This window comes from Nocardioides humi (assembly GCF_006494775.1).
Taxonomy (GTDB): domain Bacteria; phylum Actinomycetota; class Actinomycetes; order Propionibacteriales; family Nocardioidaceae; genus Nocardioides; species Nocardioides humi.
The window spans coordinates 5,962,570-5,988,045 of sequence record NZ_CP041146.1 but is presented as its reverse complement, the minus strand read 5'-3'; the positions used below and the strand labels follow the sequence as shown (position 1 = coordinate 5,988,045).

The window sequence follows — 25,476 nt, the reverse complement described above, 5'->3', positions numbered from 1 at the left end:
GAGTTTGCCAAGATGGAGCCGTGGCCCACGAGTCTGCACCCCCGGGGATCGATCCCGAGCGACTGCGCACCCTCACCCTGCTGCGGCGGGTGCGCGACCGGATCGACCGCGAGTACGCGCAGCCGCTCGACGTCGACGCGCTCGCCCGCGACGTGCACCTGTCGTCGGGACACCTGAGCCGCGAGTTCAAGAAGGCGTACGGCGAGCCGCCGTACTCCTATCTGATGACCCGGCGGATCGAGCGGGCCATGGCGCTGCTGCGCCGCGGCGACCTCAGCGTGACCGAGGTGTGCTTCGAGGTCGGCTGCTCGTCGCTGGGGACGTTCAGCACCCGGTTCACCGAGCTGGTGGGGATGTCGCCGAGCGCCTACCGCGACGAGGTCGCCGCGCGCGACGCCGCCCACGACGGGCCGCTCGGGGAGCCGCCGTCCTGCGTCACCAAGAAGGTCACCCGACCGGTCAGGAATCGAGAAGCCCACCCGTTCCCGACCCGGCTAGCGTGACGGGCATGGACATCAGCATTCACCACAGCTTCCTCCCACAGACCGACCCGGAGGCCTCGCTCGCGTTCTGGCGCGACGTGCTCGGCTTCGAGGTCCTCAACGACGTCGGGTACGGCGACATGCGCTGGATCACCGTCGCCCCCAAGGGCCAGCAGGCGCCATCGATCGTGCTCACGCCGCCGGCGGCCGACCCCGGCATCACCGACGACGAGAAGCGGGTCATCGCCGAGATGATGGCGAAGGGCACCTACGCGACGGTCGTGCTCAGCACGCCGGACCTCGACGCCACCTTCGACCGGATCCAGGCCACCGGCGCGGAGGTCGTCCAGGAGCCGGTCGACCAGCCGTACGGCGTGCGCGACTGCGCCTTCCGCGACCCGGCCGGCAACCACGTCCGCATCAACCAGGCGGCCTGAGACCTCCGTGCCTCCGCCGCCCCGCGACCGCGCCACCCGGCAGGCGGACGCCCGCGCCCTGTTGAGCACCCCGGCGATCGACGTCTGGGTCGCGACGGCGTCGGCGGCCGGCGTACCCCACCTGGTGCCGGTGTCCCTGGCCTGGGTGCAGGAGCGGGTGGTGGTCGCGGTGGAGTCCCGCTCGGTCACCGCGCGCAACCTGCTGGCCTCCGGCGTCGCGCGGCTGGGCGTCGGGCCGACCCGCGACGTCGTCATGATCGACGCCGTGCTGGAGCGGTCGGCGGGGGTCGACGAGGATCCGGCGCTGGGGGAGGCGTACGCCGCGCAGGCCGACTGGGATCCGCGCGGGCTGCCGGGGTACGTCTTCCTGGTGCTGCGGCCGGACCGGGTCCAGGCGTGGCGCGAGGCGAACGAGATCGACGGCCGCACGATCCTGCGTGACGGGGCCTGGCTCAGCTGAGAGGTTCCGCAGGTAGGCGACGGCGTCGCGAGCGTCGTGAGACGCGTGTGATGGCAAGGCGGCGGAGCGAAGTCGTGCTTGTCCGCCCATCGAGCGACGCCAACGCCGCCAGCGCGCGCGTATCGCGGCGCGCAGCGGGCGTCACCTACCTGCGGAATCTCTGAGCACCACCAGCTCCTGGGTGGCCCGGGTCATCGCGACATAGCGGTCGACCGCGCCCTCGATGCCGGTCCCGAGCGCGTCGGGGTCGACGAGCACCACCAGGTCGAACTCCAGTCCCTTCGCGTGGACCGGGTCGAGGGAGCGCACCCGGGCGGCGTTGGCGAAGGTGAGATCGCCGATCACGCAGACCGTGCCCTCGGCGTGCGCGGCCAGCCAGTCGTCGACGATCCCGGCGAGGTCGGCCCGGTCGCCGTACCGGACGGGGACGCCGGTGCTGCGCACCGAGGTCGGCACATTGGCGTCGGGCAGCACCGCGCGGATCACCGGCGCCGCGGCGTCCATCACCTCGGCGGGCGTGCGGTAGTTGATCGTCAGCTCGGCCCTGGTGATGTCGTGCAGACCGACCCGCTCCAGCCGCTCGGTCCAGGGCTCCGCGAAGCCGTGCCGGGCCTGCGCGCGGTCGCCGACGACGGTGAGGCTGCGCGACGGGCAGCGGCGCAGCAGCATCTGCCACTCCGCGTCGGTGAGCTCCTGGGCCTCGTCGACGACGACATGGGCGAACGGGCCGGCATACCGGTCCGGGTCGGCCGCGGGCACCCCGGCGTCGGTCGCGAGGGCGCCGCGCAGGTCGGCCCCGCGCAGCATCGACATGATCATCATGTCCGAGTCGTCGGTGGCGATCAGGTGGTCGACCACGCGGTCCATCTCCTCCCGCTCGGCCGCCGCGGCCGCGTCACGGCGGCGCCGGGTGCGCGCGACCTCCGGGTCGCCGAGGCGGGCCCGGGCGGCGTCGAGCAGGGGGAGGTCCGCGACGGTCCACGCCTGGGGAGCGGTACGCCGCAGCGCGCGCACGTCGTCGGGGGAGAGCCAGGGCGCGCAGTGGCGCAGGTACGCCGGCACCTCCCACAGGTCGCCGACCAGGTCGGTCGGCTCGATCATCGGCCAGGCCCGGTTCACGGCGTCCACGAGGTCGGCGTTGCGCCGCAGGGAGCGTCGTACCTGCTCGGGGCTCACGTCGGTCTCGTCGTGCTTGTCGACGAGGATGTCGAGCAGCGCGTCCCAGACCTGGTCCCGGGCCTCGTTGTGGGGCGTCCCGGGGTCCGGCGCCCCGAACGCCTCGGCCCAGTCGCTCGCGCTCAGCCAGACCTCCGACCAGTCGGTCTCGACCACCATGCCCTCCGTCGGCGGCTCCTCGTAGAGCCGCACCGCGGGCTCGATGGCGCCGACCATGGCCGCGTCCGTCTTCAGCCGGGTCACCTCGGGATCGGTCTCCTCGACCGCGCTCGCGCCCTCGGCGACGAGGTTGCGCACCGTGCAGGTCAGCACGCCCTCCTCGCCCAGGCTCGGCAGCACGTCGGCGACATAGGCGAGATAGGGCTCGTGCGGGCCGACGAAGAGCACGCCGCCGCGGCCGTCGGCGAGTCGCGGGTCGGCGTACAGCAGGTAGGCGGCGCGGTGCAGGGCGACGACCGTCTTGCCGGTTCCGGGGCCGCCGTCGACGACGAGGGTGCCGCGACTGCCCGCCCGGATGATGGCGTCCTGGTCGGCCTGGAGGGTGGCGAGCACGTCGCGCATCCGCTCCGAGCGGCTGCTGCCGAGGCTGGCGATGAACGCGGACTGGTCGTCGAGGGCGGGGCTGGCGGTGTCGGCTCCGGTGAAGACCTCGTCCCAGTAGTCGGTGACCCGGCCGGCGGTCCAGCGGTACCGGCGCCGGGCGGCCAGGCCCATCGGGTTGCCGTGGGTGGCGCCGAAGAAGGGCTCGGCGGCGGGGGAGCGCCAGTCGACGAGGAGCCGCCGGCCGTCGGCGTCGGTGAGGCCGAACCGGCCGATGTGGACCACCTCCCCGGTGCCGTCGTACGTCATCCGGCCGAGGCAGAGGTCGAGCCGGTAGCGGCGCAGCGCCCTCAGCCGGGTGCCGAGCCGGTGCACCTCGAGGTCGCGGTCCATCGCCTCCTGCCCGGTGCCGCCGGGCTGGCGTCGTACGTCGGCGAGCCGGTTCTCGAGCTCGGCGACGGTGCGCGCGAGGCTGGTCTCGATGGCGGCGAAGTGGGCCTCGTCGGCGGCGATGAGCGCCGGATCGGCCTTGGCGGGGTGGTCGTGGAGGTCGAACGCGCGGGACGTCGCGTGGGTCAAATCGTCAGCTCCCATGGGGTGTCTGCGGCCTGTCTCGTGGCCCGGAGCCCGGGATTCTGCCCCTCTCCGGGGCCTTGCCGCAAGACCCCCTGTGCGCTATACCTTGGAGAGGGAGGAGGAGTGTCGGTGCCTCCCGGTAGGAAGGTCGGCATGAGCCGAGACCTCCAGATCACCTTCGACTGCCACGACCCGCGCGCGTTGTCGTCCTTCTGGCGCGACGTGCTCGGCTACGTCCATCCCGGGCCGCCCGGTGTCGACCTGCCCGCCGGCGCAGACCCGCTCGCGGCGTGGGACGAGTTCCTCGCGCGGATCGGCGTCCCCGAGGAGGGGCGCAACGAGCGCTCCGCCATCGAGGACCCCGACGGCGGCGGGCCGCGGGTGTTCTTCCAGCGGGTCCCCGAGGACAAGGTCGCGAAGAACCGCGTCCACCTCGACATCCGGGCCGCGCCCGGGCTGGCGGGCGAGGAGCGGATGGCCGCCCTGGAGGCGGAGTGCGAGCGGCTGGTCGCGCTGGGCGCGCGCCGCCTCGAGCGGCACGATCCCGAGCCGCCGATGGGCGCCGGCCACCTCGTGATGGCCGACCCGGAGGGCAACGAGTTCTGTCTCGACTGAGGTGGGGAGCGAGGTCGGGATAGCGTCGCGGCATGGAGCGGCGACTGGCGGTGGTGACGGGAGGCAGCCGGGGATCGGCGCGGCGACGGCGCGGATGCTGGCCGAGGCCGGCTGGAGCGTGCTGGTGACCTACCGGACGGATCCCTCCGCCGCGCAGGCGGTGGTCGCCGACTGCTCGGCGGCGGGCGTGTGGGCCGGCGCGGCCGAGCTCGACGTGAGCGACGAGCACCAGGTCGAGCGGGTCTTCGGGTCGCTGCCGGCCGAGGCCGGCCCGCTGCGCGGCCTGGTCAACAACGCCGGGATCGTGGCGCCCACCTCCACGGTCGCCGACCTGCGCGCCGACCGGATCCGCCGGGTGCTGGAGGTCAATGTCCTCGGCGTGCTGCTCTGCGCCCGTGAGGCGGTGCGGCGGATGTCGACCGAGCGCGGGGGAGCGGGCGGTGCCGTCGTGAACGTCTCCTCCCGCGCCGCGGTGCTCGGCGCGCCGGGGGAGTACGTCGACTACGCCGGCGCCAAGGCCGCCGTCGACACGATCACGCGTGGTCTCGCCGTGGAGACCGCCGGGCAGGGCATCCGGGTCAACAGCGTCCGGCTCGGGCTGATCGACACCGAGATCCACGCCCGCAACGGCGAGCCGGACCGGCTGGCCCGGCTGGCGCCGTCGGTCCCGCTGGGGCGGCCGGGGACGCCCACCGAGGCGGCGGCGGCGATCTGCTGGCTGCTGGACGACCAGTCGTCGTACACGACCGGGGCGGCGCTGGACGTGTCCGGCGGACGCTGACCGGTGTCGGGTTCGTTCAATCGGCGCCGGCCCGGGCCTGCGTAGCCTGCGCTCCATGCGAGCCGCCGCCACCTTCACCGTCTCCGACTGGACGCCCGTCGAGCTGCCCGCCGTCGTGGGCGACCTGGCCGTTCCCGTGACCGCCGCGCCTACCGGCCTGGCCGCCATGGTGAAGACCTTCGCCGGCGACCTCGCCGGCCGCTCGGTCACCTGGTTCGTGGGCGGCCTCAACGAGGCGACCGGCGCCGGCTCGTACGCCGCCGTCGAGTCCTTCGAGGGCACCCTGGGCGAGCGCACCGGGACCTTCGGCTTCGTCCACGCCGCGTCCACCCGCGGCACCGACCGCTACGACGAGCACTTCGTGATCGTGCCGGACAGCGGCACCGGCGAGCTGGTCGGCATCACCGGCTCCGGGTCGCTCGTCGTCGACGCGGACGGCACGCACCACGTCGAGATCGAGTACACGCTGCCCGGCTGATCGCTACCCGACGGGCGCGATGCTGGTCTGGTGCCCAGCGTCGCGCCCCGTCGGCTCAGCTGCCGCCGCTCGGCAGCTTGTCCGCGATGGCGGCGCCCCGCCGGGCCGCGAGCCCGGCGAGCGCCTCGTCCAGATCGTCGGCCACCACGACGTCGTCGAGCACCTCACGGCGTACGAAGCCGGCGTCGACCAGGCCGCCGAGCGCATCGAGCAGGGGAGTCCAGAACCCCTCGACGTCGAGGAAGCCGACCGGGTCGTCGTTGAACCCGATGTGGCGCCAGCTCCAGACCTCGATGATCTCCTCCAGCGTGCCGAGGCCGCCCGGGAGGCACAGGAAGGCGTCGGCGAGCTCGGCCATCATCGCCTTGCGCTCGTGCATGGTGTCCACGATGTGCAGCTCGGTGAGGTCCGACCGCCCCCATTCCCGCTCGACCATCGACCGGGGATCACGCCGAGCACCTCGCCACCGGCGTCCAGCGCGCCCTGCGACACCTCCCGCATCAGGCCGTAGCCGCCCGCCCCGTAGACCAGCCCGATGCCGCGCTCGGCCAGCCCCCGGCCCACGTCGTACGACCGACGTGACCAAGTGGGGTCGATGCCCGGGCTGGAACCGCAGAAGACCGCGACGCGTCGGATGGCCTGGCTCACGCGGTGAGTCTAGGGAGTGGCGCTCGACCTTCTCCGTGGGGCAACACGCGGAGTCGTCACAGGTCCAGCAGCAGCGCGAGGGTCTCGCGCACCTCGCCGAGAAGCACCGGACCGACATTTCCCGTCCGCTCACGGATCCGGGTGGTGGCCACGGAGCGCACATGCTGGCACTGCGCCGACGACCTCGCATCGAGACGATTCAGCTCGTCGGGATCGATGATCACCTCGGCGCCGCTCGGGCGAACGGTGCGGGTCAATGGCACGACCTGAACCACGTTCGGCCCACCCCGTAAGACCCGCGCGGCCGTCACCACGACCGCTGGCCGACGGAGCCCTGCCTCGCTCCCGCTGGGTACACCGAGGTCGAGGTCGACGACGTCACCCGGCGTCAGCATCAAGCCACGCGGTCTCGTCGTCGGTGAGCTCGGTCGCGAGGTCGCGAGCCATGGAGTCCTGGCGGAGGGCGCGAATCGCTCGGCTCACCGTCTCGTCGATGGTCTCGTGGCGCTCGGTGGCCAGCCGGGTCACCGTCGCGTGCGTCTTCCTGCTGATGCGGATCGTCGTCGTCTCACCCATGACATCGATCGTACGAACTGTAGACAAGACCGTCTACAGCCGTGCTCGGGAGGCCCGTGAGATCCGTGGTGTCAAACCGCCGATAAGTGACATTATGTCATTACGCCTCAATGTCCCTGCTTCTTCGTGGGTCGCTCGATCGACATCTTCACATGGCCTGTCGGCCCGATCCGTGAGCACAATCCGCATTTCCGGGTCCTTCAGTGCGGCGCCCGCGGCAGCTGGAGACGTGTGGTCCTGTGCGTCGGTCGGCGGCTGGGCCGAGACGGACGGCCTGGAGGCGCTGGAGTCGCGCTTCGACGCGGTTGGCTTGCGGTACTGGCAGATCGACCGACCCTCTGTGGTCTAGCCAAAGCGTTCAATGGTCGTACGCAGAGCGTCACGCCGGGCCGCCCGAACGAGCAGGTCTGCAGGCGCCACCGCCGTGCCTCATGCTGGCACGATGCTGCCGACCTGAGTCACCCGCCGACGCTACTGCCCCACCCGCCCGTCGACGCACTCGCGCAGCAGGTCGGCGTGCCCGCAGTGCCGGGCGTACTCCTCGATCCGGTGCACCATCAGGTCCCGTACGGCGATCCGCTCGCGGCCGACGTGCTCGGACAGGTCCTCCCAGGCAGCAAGCGCAGCGTCGGTCGCGGCCTGCTCCCGGGCGAGGTCGGCGTAGGCCGCCGCGACGACGTCGTCCTCGCCGACCGCGCCGTCGAAGTCACCGTCGGGCTCGCCGTACAGGCCGGGCTCGGGGTCGCCGGTGGTGATCCAGTTGCGCCAGTCGCGCTCGACCTCGGCCAGGTGGCGGAGCAGGCCGAGCAGCGAGAGCGTCGACGGCGGGACCGAGCGGCGGGCCAGCTGCTCGGCGTCGAGGCCCTCGCACTTGAGGAGCAGGGTGAGCCGGTAGTTGCGCAGGTAGTCGACCAGGGTGGCCCGCTCCCCCTCGGCGCTCGGGCCGTCGACCTCGCGCGGGTCGTCGTCGGCGTCGAGCCACATGTCGGGGTGGACGGTGGCCTTGGTCCAGCGGTCGGGCGCGCTCACGGCCGGATCCATCCGCGGCGCAGGCCCTCGTCGACGAGGAGCCCGGCCACGTCGCCGAGCGAGGTCGACGCGGCGACGACGCCCGCCTCCCGGGCGCGCACGGCGGCCTCCGACGCACCGGGCATCCCCCACGTGCCGCCGCCGGCGAGCCAGTTCAGCAGCATCGGCTCGAGCCGGTCCATCGCCTTGCCGAACCGGGCCTCGGGGGTCAGGCCGGCCTCGAACTCGTCCCACAGGGCGCGCATCTCCCCCGCCTGGTCCGGCGGCAGCAGCCCGAACAGCCGGTCCGCGGCAGCGGCCTCCCGCTCCTGCTGGTCGCCGTCGGCGCCGGGCACGAACACCGGGCTGTCCCCCGCGTAGATCTCGACCAGGTCGTGGATCACGACGAGCCTCATGGCGTGGCCGACGTCGATCGGCTCGTCGGCGTACTCCGCGAGGAGGATCACCATGAGCGCGAGGTGCCAGGAGTGCTCGGCGTCGTTCTCGCGGCGCTCGGCGGCGGCCAGGGGCGAGGCGCGCAGCACGGTCTTGAGCTTGTCGGCCTCGGCGACGAAGCGCAGCTGGGCCGCGAGTCGCTCCGGGATGCCGGCGGGCAGGGGCTGGCGGTCGATGATCAGGGCGTCGTCGTCCATGGCCCCCACCCTGCCATCGACCTACAGGGGTACGTCGACGAAGTGCTCCACGACCGGGAACGGGTCGTAGAACCGGTGCAGCAGCGCCCGCCACTCGTCGTACTGCGGCGAGCCGCGGAAGCCCTCGGTGTGGTCCTCGAGGGTGTCCCACTCGACGAGCAGCAGGTAGTGGCTCGGCGTCTCGAGCGACCGGCGCAGGGCCAGGCTGCGGAAGCCCGGCATGGACGCGATGATCGGTCGCGCCTGGCGGAAGGCCGCCTCGAACTCCTCCTCCCGGCCGGGCAGGACGGGCAGGACGGCGTGCTCGAGGATCATTGCGCGACCCCGATCAACCGCTGACCCGCGGCAGCACCTGCTCGACGAGCGCCGCCGCCCACGCCTCGGGATCGTCGGTGGGCGGCATCAGCGCGGCCAGCGTGACACCGAGGGCGGCGTACTGCTCCATCTCGCGCTCGAACCGGTCCAGCTCGGCCACCGGGTCGCCGAACCACAGGATGGTCTTGCGGATCTCGTCGTAGTCGCGCCCGGCCTCGTCGCAGTGGCGGCGCAGCACCTCGAGCTTGCCGGCCACGCCGTCGACGCCCTCGCCGGTGAACAGGTTGCAGGCGTCGGCGTACTGGGCCACCAGGCGCAGGGTCTTGCGCTCCCCCTGCCCGCCGACCATCACCGGCACCCGGCCGCGGACCGGCGGTGGCACGCAGATCGTCTCGGCGAGGCGGTAGTGCTCGCCCTCGAACGGGCCGTCGTCGTCGCTCCACATCCGGTCGCAGATCCGCAGCGTCTCCTCGAGCCGCTCGAAGCGCTCGGCCACCGGCGGGAAGGGTACGCCGAGCCCGGCGTGCTCGCGGTCGTACCAGGCGGCGCCGATGCCGAGCCAGGCGCGGCCGCCGGACAGCACGTCGAGGGTCGTGACGATCTTCGCGAGCAGGCCGGGATGCCGGTAGGTCACCCCCGTGACGAGCAGGCCGAGGTCGATCCGCTCGGTGCGGCCGGCGAGGAAGCCGAGGGTCGTGTAGCCCTCCAGCATCGGCTCGGACGGCCCGCCCGAGACCTCCATCTGGAAGTAGTGGTCCATCACGGTGAACAGGGAGATGCCGCCCTCGTCCGCGATCCGCGCGGTGCCGGCCAGCCGGGCGGCGAGCCGCCGCTCCCGGTCGGGGTGACTGAAGCTCGCGTAGTGGATGCCCAGGTCCATGGCGCCAACCTACGCCCGGAGGGCTCGGGTGCGCTGCGTACCATGCGGCCCATGCGCTCTCGCCTGCTCGCCGGTGTCCCGGCCCTGCTGCTGCTCGCCTCCCTGTCCGCCTGCGGCGACGACTCCACCGCCGACGACACCGGGGCGGGCGACGCGACCACGCCCTCCGCGGACGCGACGACCACCGACGGCACCGACGGCACCGGCACGGACGGCTCGACCGACGCCGCCGGCGGCCAGTGCAACTACGTCGAGAACGGCGAGGCGGCGCGCGACGTCGACCCGCCGGCCGCCGCGCCGGCGTACACCGGCCAGGTCCCGGCCGTCCTCCAGACCTCGATCGGCGAGCTGACGCTGACCCTCGACGCCGACCGGGCGCCGTGCACCGTCCAGTCCTTCGCGTCGCTGGCCGAGCAGGGCTACTACGACGGCACGTCCTGCCACCGCCAGGGCAACGACCCGGGCTTCGAGTTCCTGCAGTGCGGCGATCCGTACTTCGACCCGGCCGCCGCCGAGGCCGACCCGAAGACGGGCACCGGCGGCCCCGGCTACACCATCCCGGACGAGCTCGACGGCACCGAGACCTACGAGGCCGGCACCCTCGCCATGGCCAAGACGAGCGCGCCCGACTCCGGCGGCGGCCAGTTCTTCATCGTCTTCGGCGACTCGCAGTTCCCGCCCGACTACACCGTCTGGGGACACCTCGACGCCGACTCCCTGGCGACCCTGAAGAAGGCGACCGCCAGCGGCAACGACGGCTACTGGGCGCAGAGCGGCGGCGGCCGCCCGAACACCCCGGTGACCTTCGAGAGCATCAAGGTCGGCTGAGGTCGGGGGCGCCGGTCAGCGCGACCGACCGCTCCCACAGCGCCCGCGCCAGCGCCTCGTCGTCGGCCCTCCGCGACATCCGGGCCGGCGCGGGCCAGCCCCACATCTCGGACCGGCCGTGCGGGCCGATGTACGTGCCCCCGGGGATGTCCATCGTCGCGGCGTAGACGGTGCAGAGGGCGCCGCGCCAGGCCGGCATGCCGACCAGCCGCTGCCCGTAGTGCCCGATCGCGGTGACCACCGGATGGCCGGAGCCGCTGGTGATGCCCGTCGCGGACGAGCCCGGGTGGGCGGCGACCGCCCGCAGCGGCGAGCCCTCCGCCCGCAGCCGCCGGTCCAGCTCGCGCATGAAGAGCAGGTCGGCGAGCTTCGAGTCGCCGTACGCCCGGAACGGGCGGTAGGGGCGGCGCTGCCAGCCGAGGTCGTCGAGGTCGAGCCGCCCGGAGCGGTGCTCGCGGGAGCTGACCACCACCACCCGGTCCGTCAGCAGCGGCAGCAGGGCCCGCGTGAGCAGGAAGTGGCCCAGGTAGTTGGTCGCGAAGTGCATCTCGACGCCCTCGGGCGTCACGGCGTGCGGGACGCCGAGGACGCCGGCGTTGTTGACCAGTACGTCGACCGGCCGGCCGTCGTCGAGGAGGCCGGCCGCGAACGCGCGGACCGAGGCGAGGTCGCTGACGTCGACCTGCCGGACCTCCACCCGGCCCCGGTCGTGGCCGGGCACCGTGCGGGCGGCCGTCTCCGCCTTCGCCACGCTGCGGCAAGCCAGCACCACCTCGGCGCCGCGGGAGCCCAGGATCCGAGCGGTCTCCAGGCCCAGGCCGCCGTTGGCCCCGGTGATGACGTACCGCCGACCGGCCTGGGGCCGCACCTGGATCCACGGGCGCATGCCCCGAACCATCCCACATCCGCTCGGGCGCCGGACTGCGTTCTAGCTGCGACGCGCTACTACGCTGGCCGGATGAGCCTCACCCGCGCAGAAGCCGAGCACCGGGCGGGCGTGCTCGCCGTGGCGTCGTACGACGTCGAGCTGGACCTGACGCTCGCCGACGACGTGTTCGCGTCCCGCACCACGATCCGGTTCCGCAGCGAGGGCACCGCCACCTTCGTCGACGTGAAGCCGCGCGCGCTGCACGCCGTCCGGCTCGACGGGCGGGCGATCGACCCCGCGCTGCTGGCCGACGGCCGGGTCCCGCTGGAGCTCGACGCCGGCGACCAGGAGCTGGTGGTCGAGGCGACGATGGGCTTCCGCAACGACGGCGAGGGGCTGCACCGGTCGGTGGACCCGGCCGACGGGCGGGCCTACGTCTACGGCATGTCGTTCATGGACGCGGCGCCGTCGGTCTTCGCGTGCTTCGACCAGCCGGACCTCAAGGCGCCGTACACGATGCGGGTGACGGCGCCGGCCGACTGGCTGGTCGTCGGCAACGCGCCCGCCCGCGAGACCGGGTCCGAGGGGGCGGCGCGGCAGTGGGAGCTCGGCCCGACGCCCCCGCTGGCGACGTACTTCGTCACGCTGGTCGCCGGTCCCTACCACCGGCTGAGCGCCGAGCACGACGGCATCCGGCTCGGTCTCAGCGCCCGGCAGAGCCTGGCCGCGACGCTGGAGCGGGAGGCCGACGAGCTGTTCACGCTGACCCGGCAGTCGTTCGACGAGCTGCACCGGCTGTTCGGGATCCGCTACCCCTTCGGCGACTACCACCAGGCGTTCGTGCCGGAGTTCAACGCCGGGGCGATGGAGAACCCGGGCTGCGTCACGGTCCGCGACCCGTTCCTGTTCGAGGGCAGCAGCACCCGCGCCGACCGCAGCTTCCGGGCCGCGCTGGTCGCGCACGAGATGGCGCACCAGTGGTTCGGCAACCTGGTCACGCCGCGGTGGTGGGACGACCTGTGGCTCAACGAGTCCTTCGCCGAGTACATGGGCTACCGGGTGATCGCCGACGCCACGGAGTACGACGACGCCTGGCTGCACCAGTCCTACGCCCGCCGCGCGTGGGGCATCACCGCCGACCAGCGCCCGACCACCCACCCGGTCGCGGGCAACGCCGCGGAGGACGCGCTCTCGGCGCTGCAGAACTTCGACGGCATCTCCTATGCCCGCGGCTGCAATGTGCTGCGCCAGCTGGCCCACCGGCTCGGCGACGACGCGTTCCTCGGCGGCGTGCGGGAGCACTTCGAGCTGCACCGGTTCGGCAACGCGACGATGCACGACCTGTTCGCCAGCTGGGAGCGGGCCGCGGGCGGCGGCGGCCTCGACGGGTTCGTCAAGGACTGGCTGCTCACCCCCGGTGCGGACCGGCTCGAGCTCGACCGCGCGGCCGGCGTGGTCCGTCGCACCTCTCCGGCGGCACATCCCGCCGACCGGCGCCACGAGATCGAGGTCGCCGTCCACGGGCCCGACGGCTGGACCCGGCAGGCGCTCGTCGTCGACGGCCCGGCGACGCCGCTCGCCGTCGGGGACGCGCCGGTGCTCCTCGACGCGACCGAGACGACCTGGGCGGTGAGCCCGCCGGACGCCGCGACCCTCGCCGCCCTGCCCGGGCTCGCGCCGACGATGACCGATCCGCAGCTGCGCGCCACGATGTGGAACAGCGTCCGGCTCGGTCTCTTCGAGGGGGTCGTCCCGCTCTCCCGGATCGCCGACCTGCTCGCGACCGCTCCCCCGGTCGAGGACACCTCCGACGGCGCCCGCAACCTGCTGCCGTGGGTGCTCGACACCGTGCTGCCGCTCGCCCCGGCCGGGACGACCGAGCGCTTCCATGCCGCCGTGCGTGCCGTCGCCGAGGCGGCGGAGCCGGCGTCCGAGCTCCAGCTGTCCGCCTTCCGGGCGACCGTGCTGTCCGCGGCCGATCCGGGCGAGCTGGAGCGCTGGGCGGCCGGCGCGGACCTGCCGGAGGGCGTCGCCGACGACAGCGACCTGCGCTGGAAGGCACGGCGCCGGCTGGCCGAGCTCGGCGCCACCGACCGGGCCGCCCTCGACGCCGCGCTCGAGGAGGAGCGCAGCGGGTCCACGACCGTGCACCACGCCCGGGCCGTCGCGTCGCTGCCGTCCAGTGAAGCCAAGGAGTTCGCCTGGGCCCGGGCGACCGGCGAGGTCTCGGTGCCCAACTACGAGGTCAAGGCGGCCGGCATCGGCATGTGGCAGGCGGGACAGCGCGCGGTCACCGCGCCCTTCGCCGAGGCCTACTTCGAGCGGCTCGGTGAGATCGTCGCCGCCCATCAGGGCTGGGTCCAGGGCGACGTCGTCGAGGCGTTCTTCCCGATCACCCACCTCGACGACGCGACCGAGGCGGCCGCGGCGGCCGCCCTGGAGCAGGACCTCCCCGGCGCCGTACGACGGCGGCTGGCCGACCGACTGGACGAGCTCCGCCGACGGCGGGCGGTGCTGCCGTGACGGAGGTGAAGGCCCGGCGGCCGGGACCGACCACGCGGCTGCGGGTCGAGGAGCACCGGGGCGACGACGTACGCCGGCACGAGGACCGGGTGCTCACCGAGGAGCCGCTCGAGATCCGGCTCGCCTGGCCCGGCTCCCCGGCGCGGCGGGTGTGGACGACGCTGCGCACCCCCGGCCACGACTTCGAGCTCGCCGCCGGCTGGGTGCACCACGAGGGGCTCGGCCGTCCCGCCGGCGTCGCCTACTGCACCGACGTGGAGCTGCGCCCCGAGCAGGAGTTCAACGTCGTCACGGTCACCCTGGCGGAGCCGCCGCCGCGGGTGCCGAGCCAGCTCGACGCGCTCAGCGCGGGCTCGGCGGCCTGCGGGGTGTGCGGCACCGACGAGGTGGACGAGGTGCTGGCCCGCCGGCCCTCGCTCCCCTGGTCGGGGCCGCTCCCCTCCGGCGACCTGGTCCGGGCGCTGCCGGACCTGATGCGCCCCCGCCAGCAGCTCTTCGAGCGGACCGGCAGCGCCCACGCGGCCGGACTGTTCACGGCGGACGGGTCGCTGGTCGCCGTCCGGGAGGACGTGGGCCGGCACAACGCCGTCGACAAGGTGGTCGGCTCCCGGCTGCTCGCCGGCGCGGCCCCCGCGGAGGCGGCGCTGGTCATCAGCGGCCGGGCCGGGTTCGAGCTGGTCCAGAAGGCGGTCGCCAGCGGCATCGGCGCCCTCGTCGCGGTCGGCGCCCCGACCGGTCTCTCGGTCCGGCTGGCCGAGGCCGGCGGGCTGGCACTCTACGGCTGGACCAAGGGCGAGCGGACCGTCCGCTACACCTGACGTCCTCTGGCTTGTGACCTATGTGCGTCGGTGGAAGCGGATGTCCGCTGGGCAGCATCCGGTGGTCGTGGGCGCGGTCGTGGATGCGGTGGTGATGGTGTGAGCAGAGGCTGATGGTTGGCGAGATCGGTGGACCCGCCGGTCGACCAGGGGTGGAGGTGGTGGGCCTCGGTCCAGGCGGCGGGAATCGTGCAGCCCTCGGCTCGGCACCGCCGGTCGCGTAGCCGTAGCGCCCGCCGCTGGGCCCGGGTGAACAGCCGCTGGGCCCGCCCGGCGTCGAGGATCTCTGCGTCTCCGCCGAGTACGACGGGGATGATCGATGCCTGACAGGCCACTCGGCGGCCTCGCACGCCAGTGCTGGGCCGAGGTCGGCGGGCAGCTCCTCGACGGCCGCAACGATCACCTGCGCCTGGGCTCGCGACACCCCGCCCGTCCGCATGCCGTCCGCCACGCCCGTCCGCCGTTCCAGGGCCTTGGCCAAGCGCAGCTCGGCACGGGTGGCCATGGGGTCGGCCTGGGTGACGTGGGCCAGCCAAGCCGCCACGTCCCGAGCGCCGTGGGCGTCGGCGACGTCATCGCTCGCAGCCAGGATCCGGGCCTTGAGTTCGGCGACCTGGGCCTCGATCCGACCGAGCTCGACCAGCGCAGTCTCCTTCTCCGCGACCGTCATGAACACCGGCTGCGTGTCTGCCAACCCGGCCAACGCGCCGCGCATCTCGGCCGCGGAGCCCACGATCGGATGCGGCGCAACCAGAGTGGCGACCGACACGACCGCCCTCCTTCGAGCAGCGCGGACCCAGGAACCTTCAACGGGTCCTCACGTCTCGTGGGCAGGCACCTGTGAGGAGAGGCGACCACGCCTGTGCGTGGTCGAGCCGGAGCCATCAGCCGCACGAGGAGTGTTGCTCCGGCCTCGTCTTATGGGAACATACGTTCGAAATATAGGTCAAGCGCGTCTCCGACAATCTCGGCAATCTCGGGAACGCGGCCCCTCTCCTCCGGCTGCGATTCCTCGCCCGACGGCGTGCCCGTCGGGTTCTGTCGCACCCTCCTGTTTGACTGCTCCCATGGCCATCCTCCTCGCGCTCCTCGTCGGTCTCCTGCTCGGCGCAGGGGTCGGCTGGGCGGTGCGCCAGGCCACCACGCCGGCGCCCGAGCCGGCCCCCGAGGTCGAGGACCCCGCGCTCGCCGAGGCCCGTCACGAGCTCGCCCTGTCCCGGCTGCGGGCCGAGGAGGCGGAGGCCCGTGCCGCTGTCGAGGCCGAGCTGGCCAGCGCCCAGGCGAGGGTCGACCAGCTCCGCGAGGCGGTCGAGGAGGCCCGCGGGCAGTACCGCGCCCTCGTCGAGCAGCAGCGCCAGGCGCAGCGTGAGCGGGAGCGCGGCGAGGCCGGGCAGACCCAGGTCCTCAAGACGCTCACGCCGGTGGTCGAGCACCTCCGCTCGATGCAGCAGAAGGTCGACGAGCTCGAGAAGGCGCGGGTGCGCCAGCACACCGAGCTCGCCACCCAGATCAAGCACACCCAGCGCTCGGTCGAGGACTCCCGCAAGGCGGCCGACACGCTCGCCTCGGTGCTGAAGAACAACGCGGTCCGCGGTGCCTGGGGCGAGACCCAGCTGCGCACCCTGGTCGAGACCGCCGGCCTGCTCAACCGGGTCGACTTCGACCTGCAGCACTCTGTCGAGGCCGACTCCGGCGCCCGCCGTCCCGACATGGTGATCAACCTGCCCGGCGGCAAGCAGATGGCGATCGACGCGAAGGTGCCCTACAACGCGTTCATGGACGCCCAGCGCGAGGGCATCGAGCCGGAGGTGCGCCAGCGGCTCCTCGAGGACCACGCCCGCAAGGTGCGCGGCCACGTCGACGCGCTGGCGCGCAAGGGCTACTGGACCGGCCTCGCGGTCAGCCCGGAGTTCACGGTCGCCTTCATCCCCAACGAGCAGCTCCTCAACGCCGCGCTCGAGGTCGACCCGTCCCTGATGGAGCACGCCTTCTCCCACGGCATCGTCCTCGCCACCCCCACCAACCTGTGGGGCATGCTGAAGACCGTGGCGTTCACCTGGAAGCAGGAGGCGCTCACCGAGGACGCCCAGGTGCTCTTCGAGCTCGGCCAGGTGCTCTACCGGCGCATCCTCAAGCTGTCCGAGCACGTCGACAAGCTCGGCCGCTCCCTGCAGCGCAGCGTGAAGGACTACAACGCCTTCACCGGCTCGCTGGAGCGCTCGGTCCTGCCCGCCGCCCGCAAGCTCAACGCGGCCGACCCGATCGCCACGATCCCCGCCCCGAAGGAGGTCGAGGAGTCCCCCAAGGCGCTCACCTCGAGCGAGTTCTCCGCGCTCGCCGACCTGGAGCGCGAGGAGCTCGCCTTCGACTTCGACCTGCCCGGCACCGTCGACGCCGAGATCGTGGACGACTCCCAGGCGGGCTGAATCGGCCCGGGTCCGAGGCGGGCTGAGTCACGCCCGGGCGATCTCGCCGACCCGCCTGTCCGCGCGGCACCGGGTCGGGCCGTCCGTCCGGCCGCCTCCGGCGCCTACCGGGACACCCCGCGCGGCTCGGAGCGAGGACCCCGCCGTCGGCGCCTCTCGGCCGCGGACACGGAATGCCCCGCAGACGCCGACGGCACCCCGACATCGCCGCGCGGGGTGTCCCGTCCGGCGCCTGCGGCGCCCGGCCGGACGGCCTCAGGCGGTGCCGCGCGGCTCCACGCCGGCGGAGAGGTCGACCGTGCGGCGGGTGTTGGCGAGCGAGGTGACCGTGGCGGTGCCGATCGGGCCGGTGCTGTCGAAGACCTCGGCGGTGCCGACCGCGATCCCGTCGGCCGCGACGTGGTCGGTCGCGCGCAGCCCGAGCCGGCTGCTGTCGGGGAGCCGGCACAGGGCGAGGTCGATGTCGGTGTTGATGTGCTCGACGCCGCGGTCGCCCCAGTTGGTGACCATGCTGGTGGCGTCGGCGATCGACGCCACGGCCTGGAACGGGGTGCACTCCTCGCCGTACACGATCGGGATGGCGGTCTGCCAGGTCTGGTGCCGGCCGGCGTTCTGGTGGTCGCCGAAGCTGTCCGACCAGGGGCGGCGCTGGCGAAGATCGGGACGTGGTGCTCGCCGGGCTCCGGCAGCAGGGCGGCGGGCGGAGGCGTGGGCCGCTCCCCCGGAGCCGACCACACCTGGCCCGGTGCCGCCGCGGAGGACGCCAGGAAGGTGGCGCCCGCCCGGGCGACGACCTCGCCGTCCTGCTCGACCACGGCGTCGAGCAGGACCAGCCGCGGTCCCTCGCGCACGATCCGGGCCGAGGCGGTGGTCGTGGTCATCCGGGCCGGCCGGAACAGGTCGACGTGATAGCGCGCCGGGACCAGCCCGGTCCGCCCGGCGTCGATGACGGCGTGCTCGAGCGCCCGGGCGAGCAGCCCGCTGACGGCCACGCCGTGCATCTGGTCGTCGCGCCACAGGCTCTGCGCGAGCGGCAGCGGGTCGAAGCCCGCCTCGGACAGCTGGAACCAGGCGAACTGGAACGTGTTCTCGTCCACGGGAGCATCATGCCCGGTCCGGTGGCGCCGCCGGCGCAGGACCCCCGGGGATCGGCGCGTCCGGGTCGTACGGGCTCCGGGTCCACACGAAGGTCGCGCACTCCAGGTGGCCGACGCTGCCGTCGGCACGTCGGCGCAGGTGCAGGCTCTCGCCACGGTGGTAGCCCACGGTGCCGACGAATCGGTCGCCGTCGAGGCGGAACCGGTCCTCGACCGCCCCGGTGCGCAGGTCCCGGACGACGAGCTCCGAGCGGACCCATTCCAGGCCGAGGGCGGTGTTGCCCCAGAACCACACACCCAGGACGTCCACGACCGGCGCCGGGAGCGGCCGGGCCGACGGCTGCCACGGCTCGTCGACCGGGACCGGCGACGACGGATCCAGCAGCACCCACGGCACGCCGTCGGTGTCGAGCCCGGTGGTGGCGTTCGCGAGCACGGCGACGGCGTCGCGGGTGTCGCGATCGACGAACAGCGACGCCTGGAAGCCGGGCATCGAGCCGGTGTGGCCGACCAGGGTGCGCCCACCGGAGCGCAGCACCCGGAGCCCGAGCCCGTAGTCGGCTGCGAGGGCGCTCGGCGTGGCCATCTCGGCCAGCGTCGCCGCGGCGAGGACGTCGGGATGGCCGGTCGCGAGGAGGTCCGCCCAGCGGAGCAGGTCGCCGACGGTGCTCCACAGCTGCCCGGCCGCCGCCATCGCGCCGGTGTCGGTGTGCGGCTCGGCGCTCAGGGTGTGGGCGAAGTGGTCGACGCTGCGGCCGGGCGCGTGGTCCTCCGGCGGCCGGTACGACGTCCGGGTCATGCCGAGCGGAGCGAGCAGCCGCTGCTGCACCACCTCCCACCACGACGCCCCGCGGAGCCGAGCGACCACCTCGCCCAGCAGCGCGAAGCCCAGGTTGGAGTAGTGGTAGTACTCCCCCGCCGCGGCCACCCGGCCGGAGCCGTCGTTGGCGGCCGTCAGCGCGGCGAAGGACCCGCCGTCGACCCGCTCCCACCACGGCCCGGCGGGCTCGCTCTGCAACCCGCCGGTGTGGGCAAGCAGCTCCCGCAAGGTGACCGACCGATAGCCCGTGTCCGGCACGAACCGCCCGATCGGGTCGTCGAGGCCGAGCCGGCCCTCGTCCCGCAGCTGCAGCACGAGCACCGCGGTCAGGGTCTTGGTGATCGAGCCGATCCGGTACGCCGAGTCCGCCGTGATCCCCGGCAGCACCGAGACGCAGCCCGACCAGACCGGCTCTCCGTCGCGGGCGACCGCCGCCGACACCGACGGCAGCCGGCCGGCGCCCTGGAGCGCGGCCAGCGCGTCGTCGTACGGAGCGCTCACTCGGCGTAGGCGTCCAGCGGTGGGCAGGCGCAGACCAGGTTGCGGTCGCCGTAGGCCTGGTCGATCCGGGCCACCGGCGGCCAGTACTTGTCCGGCGTGATGCCGGCCGGGAAGACCGCGATCTCGCGGGAGTACCCGCGGTCCCAGTCGCCGACGAGCGCGCGGGCGGTGTGCGGCGCGTGGCGCAGCGGCGAGGCGTCGACGTCCCACTCCCCCGCGGCGACCCGGTCGATCTCGCCCTTGATCGCGATCATCGCGTCGCAGAACCGGTCCAGCTCGGCCAGGTCCTCGGACTCGGTCGGCTCCACCATCAGGGTGCCGGCGACGGGGAAGGACATGGTCGGCGCGTGGAAGCCGTAGTCGATGAGCCGCTTGGCCACGTCGTCGACGGACACGCCGGTCGCGGCGGTGATCGGGCGCAGGTCGAGGATGCACTCGTGGGCGACCAGCCCGGAGTCGCCGCGGTAGAGCACCGGGAAGTGCTCGCCGAGCCGCGCGGCGACGTAGTTGGCCGACAGCACCGCGACCGCGGTGGCACGGGTCAGGCCCGCGCCGCCCATCATCCGGATGTAGGCCCACGAGATCGGCAGGATGCCGGCCGAGCCGAACGGTGCGGCGCTGATCGCGCCGGTGCCCTCGCGGCGGTCCGCGTCGGGGTGCAGCGGGTGCGTCGGCAGGTACGGCGCCAGGTGGGCGCGCACCGCGACCGGCCCGACGCCCGGGCCGCCGCCGCCGTGCGGGATGCAGAAGGTCTTGTGCAGGTTGAGGTGCGAGACGTCGCCGCCGAACCGGCCGGGCGCGGCGTAGCCGAGCAGCGCGTTGAAGTTCGCGCCGTCGATGTAGACCTGGCCGCCGTGCTCGTGGACGACATCGCACAGCTCGGTGATGGTCTCCTCGTAGACGCCGTGGGTCGACGGGTAGGTCACCATGATCGCGGCGAGGGTCTCGGCGTGCTGCGCGCACTTGGCGCGCAGGTCGTCGAGGTCGACGGTGCCGTCGTCGTTGGCCTTGACCACGACCACCTTCATGCCGGCCATCACCGCCGACGCCGGGTTGGTGCCGTGGGCCGAGGACGGGATCAGGCACACGTCGCGCTGGCCCTGGCCGTTGGCGCGGTGGTAGTTGCGGATGGCGAGCATGCCGGCGTACTCGCCCTGGGCGCCGGCGTTGGGCTGGATCGAGACCCGGTCGTAGCCGGTCACCTCGGCGAGCCAGCCCTCGAGCTGCTCGATCAGCTGCCGGTAGCCGTCGGCGTCCGCGGCGGGCACGAACGGGTGCAGGTTCGCGAACCCGGCCAGCGAGATGGGCTCCATCTCGGTGGTCGCGTTGAGCTTCATGGTGCACGAGCCGAGCGGGATCATCCCGCGGTCGAGCGCGTAGTCGCGGTTCGAGAGCCGCGCGAGATAGCGCAGCATCGAGGTCTCGTTGTGGTGGGTGTTGAACACCGGGTGGGTGAGGAAGTCGGTCGTCCGACGCTGCGCGTCCGGGATGCCGGCCAGCGGCTCGGTCGCGGCCGGCGCCACACCGAGGGCGGTGTGCAGCGCGCGCAGGGTCGGCGCGCCGGCGGTCTCCCCGAAGGAGATGCCGACGACGTCCTCGTCGACCTGCCGCAGGTGCACGCCCTCGGCCCGCGCGGCCGCCACGATCTCGCCGGCGCGCCCGGGGACCCGCACCTGCAGCGTGTCGAAGAAGGTGTCGCCGACCAGCTCGAAGCCGGCGCGGCTCAGTGACGCGGCGGCACGGCCGGCCAGCGTGTGGATGTCGCCCGCGATCGCCTTCAGCCCCTCGGGGCCGTGGTAGACGGCGTACATCCCGGCGGTCACGGCGAGCAGCACCTGCGCGGTGCAGATGTTGGACGTCGCCTTGTCGCGGCGGATGTGCTGCTCGCGGGTCTGCAGCGCGAGCCGGTACGCCGGGCGCCCCTCCGCGTCGACCGAGACGCCGACCAGGCGGCCGGGCAGCTGCCGCTCCAGGCCCTCGCGGACGGCGATGAAGCCGGCGTGCGGGCCACCGTAGAAGAGCGGGACGCCGAAGCGCTGCGCCGAGCCGACGACCACGTCGGCGCCGAGCGTGCCGGGCGCCTCGAGCAGGGTGAGCGCGAGCAGGTCCGCGGCGACGACCGCGAGGCCCCCGCGCTCGTGCACGGCCTCGACGACCGGCCGGATGTCGGCGACGCGGCCGGACGCCCCGGGGTACTGGACGAGCACACCGGACACCTCGCCGTCGGGCAGCCCGGCCGACAGGTCGGCGACGACGATCTCGATGCCGAGGCCCTCGGCGCGGGTGCGGACCACGTCGATGGTCTGCGGGAGCGCGTCGGCGTCGACGACGAACGGACCGGAGGCCTTCCGGTTGGCGCGGAAGGCCAGCGCGACCGCCTCGGCGGCCGCCGTACCCTCGTCGAGCAGCGACGAGCCGGCGGTGGTGAGCCCGGTCAGGTCGGCGACCATGGTCTGGAAGTTGATCAGCGCCTCGAGCCGGCCCTGCGAGATCTCCGGCTGGTACGGCGTGTAGGCGGTGTACCAGCTCGGGTCCTCCAGCAGGTTGCGGCGGATCACCGCGGGCGTCACGGTGGCGTGGTAGCCGAGCCCGATCATCGCCTCGCCGGGGACATTGGCCGCGGCCAGCGCCCGGAGCTCGGCGGCCGCGGTCTCCTCGTCGACGCCGGCGGGCAGGCCGAGCGGGTCGGTGGACCGGATGGACTTCGGCACGGCCGCCTCCATCAGCGCGTCCAGGGACGGGTGACCGAGGCGGTCGAGCATGGCCTCGACCTGGGCGTCGTCGGGACCGATGTGACGCCGGACGAAGGGGGCAGAGTCGAACGGTGCGCTCATGAGCAGGCAGGCTTCCTCAGGGATCGAAGACTTTCGAGCCCTCCCCCTCTGTCAGCGCGTCATCGCACCTTCAGAGTTGCCTGCTCCGCACGGTCCTGGCGCCTGAGAGGTTCCGGGGAGGGATTGCCCCTTCGGCGCAGGCACGGGGCCTGACTCTCCCGTGCAGCATCGACAGCGGGTACAGCCTACAGGCAATCAGCCGACACTGCGGGCGGCACGGCGCGCGGCGAGCTCGTCGCCGGCGACCGGGACGTCGGGGTCCGCCTCGTTGGCGTGCTCGCTCGGCAGCTGGGCCAGCGTGCCCTCGATCTCGCGCCAGACGCCGCCGATGGCGATGCCGAACACGCCCTGCCCGCCCTGGAGGAGGTCGATGACCTCGTCGTTGCTGGTGCACTCGTAGACCGAGGAGCCGTCGCTCATCAGGGTGACCTGGGTGAGGTCGTCGGTGCCCCGCTCGCGGAGGTGGCCGACGGCGGTGCGGATCTGCTGCAGCGAGATGCCGGCGTCGAGGAGCCGCTTGATGATCTTGAGGATCAGGATGTCGCGGAAGCTGTAGAGCCGCTGCGAGCCGGAGCCCTTGGCGCCCCGCACGCTCGGCTCGATCAGGCCGGTGCGGGCCCAGTAGTCGAGCTGGCGGTAGGTGATGCCGGCGGCGTTGCACGCGGTGGGGCCGCGGTACCCGAGGTCGCTGGGCAGCGGGGAGACGTCGTCGGTGAAGAGGAGGCCCTGCTCCTCGGCGGCAGCAGTCGCCGCGGTCGCGTCCTGACCGACCTTCTCGGGCTGCTGCTCGTTCACGGATCCTCCAGGTCGCGGCATTGCACTGCTGTGGTTTCGACTCCCTCACGGTACGGCCGCCGTGTCGGGCCGGTCAAAGACGTGGCCGGGCGTGTCGCCGAAAACCCTCATCCTCAACCTGAGGCTGAGGTCCGGTCCGGGTCAGCCCTCGGAGCCGAAGTCCTCCGGCGAGACATGGTCGAGGAACTCGCGGAACGCCTCGACCTCGTCCTCCTCCTCGGCCGGCGCCGCGAGCCCCGCCTCGGCGAGCACGTCGTCGGCGCAGTAGATGGTGGTGCCGGTCCGCAGCGCGAGCGCGATCGAGTCCGACGGCCGCGCGCTCACCTCCACCCCGGAGGCGAACACGAGCGTCGCGTAGAAGACGTTGTCGCGGACGTCGGTGATCCGGACCTCGCTCAGCTCGTTGCCGGTCGCGGTCAGCACGTCCTTCATCAGGTCGTGGGTCAGCGGCCGGGGAGGGACGACGCCCTGCTGGGCGAAGGCGATGGCGGTCGCCTCGACGGCGCCGATCCAGATCGGCAGGTAGCGCTCGCCCCCGACCTCGCGGAGCAGCACGATCGGCTGGTTGGACGGCATCTCCACCCGGACACCCATCACATCGACCTCGCGCATGGAGCCAGCCTACTTCGGTCCAGGTCGTCGAGGAGCCGAGGCCGGATCGGGACGCGGGTCAGATGCGCCGCAGCCCGGCCTTCACCAGGGTCGCGTGCAGGCGCACCGACAGCGCGGCGATCTCGCTGACCGCCTCCTCGGCACGCGCGCTGGCGCCGGCGTCGCGCCCCTTGCGCGGGGCGACGACCTGCTCGATCAGGCCGACCTCGCGGTCGGCGGCGGTCCGGAAGGCGCGCAGGTGCCGGGGCTCGATGCCGTAGTCGGCCAGCTCCCGCGCGGTCTGCGCGATCACCAGCGCGTCGGTGTCGTAGTGGCCCGTCGGGGACGGGCTGACGAGGGCGAAGGACTCGAGCTGCCCGAGGAGCTCCTCGTCGATCTCGGCCACCTTGACCAGCTCCTTGCGCGAGAGCCGCACCCGGTCGGTGCGACGGAACGACTCGGGGGCGGGCAGGCCGTCGGCGCCCAGGGCGACCGTGGGCACGGTCGGCACGACCGGCTCGGGCTCGGGCGGCGTCAGGCCGCGGTCGATGGCGTCGAGGTGCTCGCCGATCACCTTGAGCGGCAGGTAGTGGTCGCGCTGCATCCGCAGGATGTAGCGCAGCCGGTCGATGTCGCTCTCGGAGAACTTCCGGTAGCCGGCGGGCGTGCGCTCGGGCTTCACCAGCCCCTCCGCCTCGAGGAAGCGGATCTTGGGGATGCTGATGTCCTCGAAGTCGGCACGCAGCCGGTCGAGCACCTGCCCGATGTTGAGTCGCGGCTCCCGCTCCCCCGAGCGACGGCAGCGGTCATGCTCAGGCGCTCTCGTGTCCCGCGAAGAAGACCAGGCGGTACTTGCCGACCTGGACCTCGTCGCTGTCCTTGAGCTGGACCTTCTCGATCCGGTCCCGGTTGACGTAGGTGCCGTTGAGGCTGCCGGCGTCCTCGACGGTGAAGATGTCGCCGTCGCGCCGGAACACGGCGTGCCGGCGCGAGACCGTGACGTCGTCGAGGAAGATGCCGCTCTCCGGGTGGCGCCCGGCGGTCACCTCGTCGGCGTCGAGCAGGAACCGGCTGCCCGAGCCCGGCCCCTTCTGGACGACGAGCAGGGCGTGGCCGACGGGCAGGGCGTCGACGGCCGCCGCGTCCACCGGGCTCAGGGCCCGGTCGGAGGTCTCGACGCGCTCGCCGCCGCCGAACTGGATCGTCGCGGTCGCATCGGTGACCGGGGCCTGCTCGGCCTCGGCCAGGCGGGTCCCGCACTGCGAGCAGAAGCGGGCGTCATCGGGGTTCTGCCGACCACAGGCGGTGCAGAACGGCATCAGGGGGCTCCTCACGGTGGGTCTGTCTCGAACCTACCGGATCAGGTGTCGAGCTGGGCCTCGTACGCGGCGGCGTCGAGCAGGCCGTCGAGGTCCTGTCCCTCGGCCGGCACGACCTCGAAGAGCCAGCCGGCGCCGTACGGATCGTTGTTGACCAGCTCGGGGGTGGCGTCGAGCGCCTCGTTGACGGCGACGACCTCGCCGGTGACCGGCGCGTAGACGTCGCTGACCGACTTCGTGGACTCCAGCTCGCCGCAGGAGTCACCGGCGCTGACGGCCGCGCCGACCTCGGGGAGCGAGACGTAGACGATGTCGCCGAGCGCGTCCTGGGCGTAGTCGGTGATGCCGATCCGCACCGACCCGGCGGCCTCGCCGGGCTGACGGAGCCACTCGTGCTCGACGGTGTACTTCAGGTCCGGGGGGTTCGTCAT

The 25,476-nt window shown here is 73.3% G+C and carries 30 protein-coding genes, 1 pseudogene and 1 riboswitch; of the genes and pseudogenes, 12 read left to right on the top strand and 19 right to left on the bottom strand.

The annotated features are described in order from the left end of the window. The first annotated feature begins 20 nt into the window (after nucleotides 1-20). The 3 genes from FIV44_RS28880 to FIV44_RS28870 are packed head-to-tail and all read left to right on the top strand — an operon-like array spanning nucleotide 21 to nucleotide 1,379. Entirely contained in the window at nucleotides 21-503 is a 483-nt protein-coding gene (locus tag FIV44_RS28880) for a helix-turn-helix transcriptional regulator (protein ID WP_246086695.1), read from the top strand. A gap of 5 nt (nucleotides 504-508) precedes the next feature. Further along, entirely contained in the window at nucleotides 509-919 is a 411-nt protein-coding gene (locus FIV44_RS28875; protein WP_181410881.1) for a VOC family protein, read from the top strand. 7 nt (nucleotides 920-926) lie between these two features. Then, a complete protein-coding gene (locus tag FIV44_RS28870; RefSeq protein ID WP_141007446.1) occupies nucleotides 927-1,379 on the top strand; it encodes a pyridoxamine 5'-phosphate oxidase family protein in 453 nt (150 codons plus the stop codon). Nucleotides 1,380-1,520: 141 nt separating this feature from the next. On the opposite strand, the gene helR is transcribed toward FIV44_RS28870, so the two are convergent. Then, a complete protein-coding gene (gene helR, locus FIV44_RS28865) occupies nucleotides 1,521-3,689 on the bottom strand; it encodes an RNA polymerase recycling motor ATPase HelR (protein WP_141007445.1) in 2,169 nt (722 codons plus the stop codon). Nucleotides 3,690-3,824: 135 nt separating this feature from the next. Here helR and FIV44_RS28860 point away from each other — a divergent pair, with 135 nt between their 5' ends. The 3 genes from FIV44_RS28860 to FIV44_RS28850 all read left to right on the top strand — a co-directional run bounded on the left by FIV44_RS28860 (nucleotide 3,825) and on the right by FIV44_RS28850 (nucleotide 5,545). Next, a complete protein-coding gene (locus FIV44_RS28860) occupies nucleotides 3,825-4,286 on the top strand; it encodes a VOC family protein (protein WP_141007444.1) in 462 nt (153 codons plus the stop codon). Nucleotides 4,287-4,380: 94 nt separating this feature from the next. Next, complete coding sequence (locus FIV44_RS28855) at nucleotides 4,381-5,067, top strand: SDR family oxidoreductase (protein WP_141007443.1); 687 nt, start codon at nucleotides 4,381-4,383, stop codon at nucleotides 5,065-5,067. 55 nt (nucleotides 5,068-5,122) lie between these two features. After that, entirely contained in the window at nucleotides 5,123-5,545 is a 423-nt protein-coding gene (locus tag FIV44_RS28850; protein WP_141007442.1) for a DUF3224 domain-containing protein, read from the top strand. A gap of 55 nt (nucleotides 5,546-5,600) precedes the next feature. Here the strand turns inward: FIV44_RS28850 and FIV44_RS32905 are convergent, their stop codons facing one another. The 8 genes from FIV44_RS32905 to FIV44_RS28815 form a co-directional block, all read right to left on the bottom strand. Beyond that, nucleotides 5,601-5,981 (bottom strand): LOG family protein, encoded by a 381-nt coding sequence (locus tag FIV44_RS32905; protein WP_246086694.1) that lies wholly within the window; start codon nucleotides 5,979-5,981, stop codon nucleotides 5,601-5,603. After that, nucleotides 5,903-6,193 carry an LOG family protein gene (locus FIV44_RS32900; protein ID WP_246086693.1) on the bottom strand — a complete coding sequence of 97 codons (291 nt, stop codon included), beginning with the start codon at nucleotides 6,191-6,193 and terminating at the stop codon, nucleotides 5,903-5,905. Before FIV44_RS32900 ends, FIV44_RS32905 begins: the two co-directional genes overlap by 79 nt. Before the next feature lie 56 nt (nucleotides 6,194-6,249). Then, nucleotides 6,250-6,588 carry a type II toxin-antitoxin system PemK/MazF family toxin gene (locus FIV44_RS28840; RefSeq protein ID WP_141007441.1) on the bottom strand — a complete coding sequence of 113 codons (339 nt, stop codon included), beginning with the start codon at nucleotides 6,586-6,588 and terminating at the stop codon, nucleotides 6,250-6,252. After that, complete coding sequence (locus tag FIV44_RS28835; RefSeq protein WP_141007440.1) at nucleotides 6,572-6,769, bottom strand: hypothetical protein; 198 nt, start codon at nucleotides 6,767-6,769, stop codon at nucleotides 6,572-6,574. Before FIV44_RS28835 ends, FIV44_RS28840 begins: the two co-directional genes overlap by 17 nt. A 471-nt stretch (nucleotides 6,770-7,240) precedes the next feature. Then, entirely contained in the window at nucleotides 7,241-7,798 is a 558-nt protein-coding gene (locus FIV44_RS28830; RefSeq protein WP_246086692.1) for a mycothiol transferase, read from the bottom strand. Beyond that, on the bottom strand, nucleotides 7,795-8,430 hold the full coding sequence (locus FIV44_RS28825; RefSeq protein WP_141007438.1) for an HD domain-containing protein: 636 nt from the start codon (nucleotides 8,428-8,430) through the stop codon (nucleotides 7,795-7,797). The genes FIV44_RS28830 and FIV44_RS28825 overlap by 4 nt, the downstream gene beginning before the upstream one ends. Nucleotides 8,431-8,451: 21 nt before the next feature. Further along, on the bottom strand, nucleotides 8,452-8,745 hold the full coding sequence (locus FIV44_RS28820; RefSeq protein ID WP_141007437.1) for an antibiotic biosynthesis monooxygenase family protein: 294 nt from the start codon (nucleotides 8,743-8,745) through the stop codon (nucleotides 8,452-8,454). A 13-nt stretch (nucleotides 8,746-8,758) separates the two neighbouring features. Then, a complete protein-coding gene (locus tag FIV44_RS28815) occupies nucleotides 8,759-9,625 on the bottom strand; it encodes an LLM class F420-dependent oxidoreductase (RefSeq protein WP_141007436.1) in 867 nt (288 codons plus the stop codon). Between the two features lie 51 nt (nucleotides 9,626-9,676). Here FIV44_RS28815 and FIV44_RS28810 point away from each other — a divergent pair, with 51 nt between their 5' ends. Next, a complete protein-coding gene (locus FIV44_RS28810; RefSeq protein ID WP_141007435.1) occupies nucleotides 9,677-10,453 on the top strand; it encodes a peptidylprolyl isomerase in 777 nt (258 codons plus the stop codon). Here FIV44_RS28810 and FIV44_RS28805 read toward each other — a convergent pair. Then, nucleotides 10,440-11,339, bottom strand: a complete 900-nt coding sequence (locus FIV44_RS28805) for an SDR family NAD(P)-dependent oxidoreductase (protein WP_141007434.1) — start codon at nucleotides 11,337-11,339, stop codon at nucleotides 10,440-10,442. The two genes, FIV44_RS28810 and FIV44_RS28805, sit on opposite strands and share 14 nt — an antisense overlap. A gap of 72 nt (nucleotides 11,340-11,411) precedes the next feature. On the opposite strand from FIV44_RS28805, the gene pepN reads away from it, so the two are divergent. The 4 genes from pepN (at nucleotide 11,412) to FIV44_RS28785 (ending at nucleotide 17,088) form a co-directional block, all read left to right on the top strand. Then, entirely contained in the window at nucleotides 11,412-13,844 is a 2,433-nt protein-coding gene (gene pepN / locus FIV44_RS28800) for an aminopeptidase N (RefSeq protein WP_141007433.1), read from the top strand. Continuing rightward, nucleotides 13,841-14,662, top strand: coding sequence for a formate dehydrogenase accessory sulfurtransferase FdhD (locus tag FIV44_RS28795; RefSeq protein WP_246086691.1), 822 nt, complete (start codon nucleotides 13,841-13,843; stop codon nucleotides 14,660-14,662). The genes pepN and FIV44_RS28795 overlap by 4 nt, the downstream gene beginning before the upstream one ends. Before the next feature lie 319 nt (nucleotides 14,663-14,981). Further along, complete coding sequence (locus FIV44_RS30955) at nucleotides 14,982-15,506, top strand: hypothetical protein (RefSeq protein WP_181411274.1); 525 nt, start codon at nucleotides 14,982-14,984, stop codon at nucleotides 15,504-15,506. A 223-nt stretch (nucleotides 15,507-15,729) separates the two neighbouring features. Next, nucleotides 15,730-17,088, top strand: a complete 1,359-nt coding sequence (locus FIV44_RS28785; RefSeq protein ID WP_141007431.1) for a DNA recombination protein RmuC — start codon at nucleotides 15,730-15,732, stop codon at nucleotides 17,086-17,088. A gap of 255 nt (nucleotides 17,089-17,343) precedes the next feature. Here the strand turns inward: FIV44_RS28785 and FIV44_RS32895 are convergent, their stop codons facing one another. Continuing rightward, complete coding sequence (locus tag FIV44_RS32895) at nucleotides 17,344-17,658, bottom strand: thioesterase family protein (RefSeq protein ID WP_246086690.1); 315 nt, start codon at nucleotides 17,656-17,658, stop codon at nucleotides 17,344-17,346. Nucleotides 17,659-17,685: 27 nt separating this feature from the next. On the opposite strand from FIV44_RS32895, the gene FIV44_RS32890 reads away from it, so the two are divergent. Next, nucleotides 17,686-17,997: a hypothetical protein gene (locus FIV44_RS32890; RefSeq protein ID WP_246086689.1), complete on the top strand. Its 312-nt coding sequence runs from the start codon at nucleotides 17,686-17,688 to the stop codon at nucleotides 17,995-17,997. Here the strand turns inward: FIV44_RS32890 and FIV44_RS33750 are convergent. The 8 genes and pseudogenes from FIV44_RS33750 to gcvH form a co-directional block, all read right to left on the bottom strand. Next, a pseudogene (locus tag FIV44_RS33750) lies at nucleotides 17,916-18,089 on the bottom strand (acyl-CoA thioesterase domain-containing protein); the annotation flags it as partial. The gene FIV44_RS32890 and the pseudogene FIV44_RS33750 overlap by 82 nt on opposite strands. A gap of 103 nt (nucleotides 18,090-18,192) precedes the next feature. Further along, entirely contained in the window at nucleotides 18,193-19,506 is a 1,314-nt protein-coding gene (locus FIV44_RS28775) for a serine hydrolase domain-containing protein (RefSeq protein ID WP_141007430.1), read from the bottom strand. Continuing rightward, nucleotides 19,503-22,340, bottom strand: coding sequence for an aminomethyl-transferring glycine dehydrogenase (gene gcvP, locus FIV44_RS28770; RefSeq protein WP_141007429.1), 2,838 nt, complete (start codon nucleotides 22,338-22,340; stop codon nucleotides 19,503-19,505). Before gcvP ends, FIV44_RS28775 begins: the two co-directional genes overlap by 4 nt. An 80-nt stretch (nucleotides 22,341-22,420) precedes the next feature. Then, nucleotides 22,421-22,511: riboswitch (glycine riboswitch) on the bottom strand. 24 nt (nucleotides 22,512-22,535) lie between these two features. Further along, nucleotides 22,536-23,135, bottom strand: a complete 600-nt coding sequence (locus FIV44_RS28765; protein WP_246086688.1) for a MerR family transcriptional regulator — start codon at nucleotides 23,133-23,135, stop codon at nucleotides 22,536-22,538. Between the two features lie 141 nt (nucleotides 23,136-23,276). Next, the gene (locus FIV44_RS28760) at nucleotides 23,277-23,747 is read right to left on the bottom strand and encodes a bifunctional nuclease family protein (protein ID WP_141007427.1); all 471 of its coding nucleotides are present in this window, start codon (nucleotides 23,745-23,747) and stop codon (nucleotides 23,277-23,279) included. Nucleotides 23,748-23,805: 58 nt separating this feature from the next. Then, nucleotides 23,806-24,492, bottom strand: a complete 687-nt coding sequence (ftsR, locus tag FIV44_RS28755) for a transcriptional regulator FtsR (protein WP_141007426.1) — start codon at nucleotides 24,490-24,492, stop codon at nucleotides 23,806-23,808. A gap of 46 nt (nucleotides 24,493-24,538) precedes the next feature. Next, entirely contained in the window at nucleotides 24,539-25,045 is a 507-nt protein-coding gene (locus tag FIV44_RS28750) for a double zinc ribbon and FHA domain-containing protein (RefSeq protein ID WP_141007425.1), read from the bottom strand. Nucleotides 25,046-25,086: 41 nt separating this feature from the next. Further along, nucleotides 25,087-25,476, bottom strand: a complete 390-nt coding sequence (gcvH, locus tag FIV44_RS28745; RefSeq protein WP_141007424.1) for a glycine cleavage system protein GcvH — start codon at nucleotides 25,474-25,476, stop codon at nucleotides 25,087-25,089.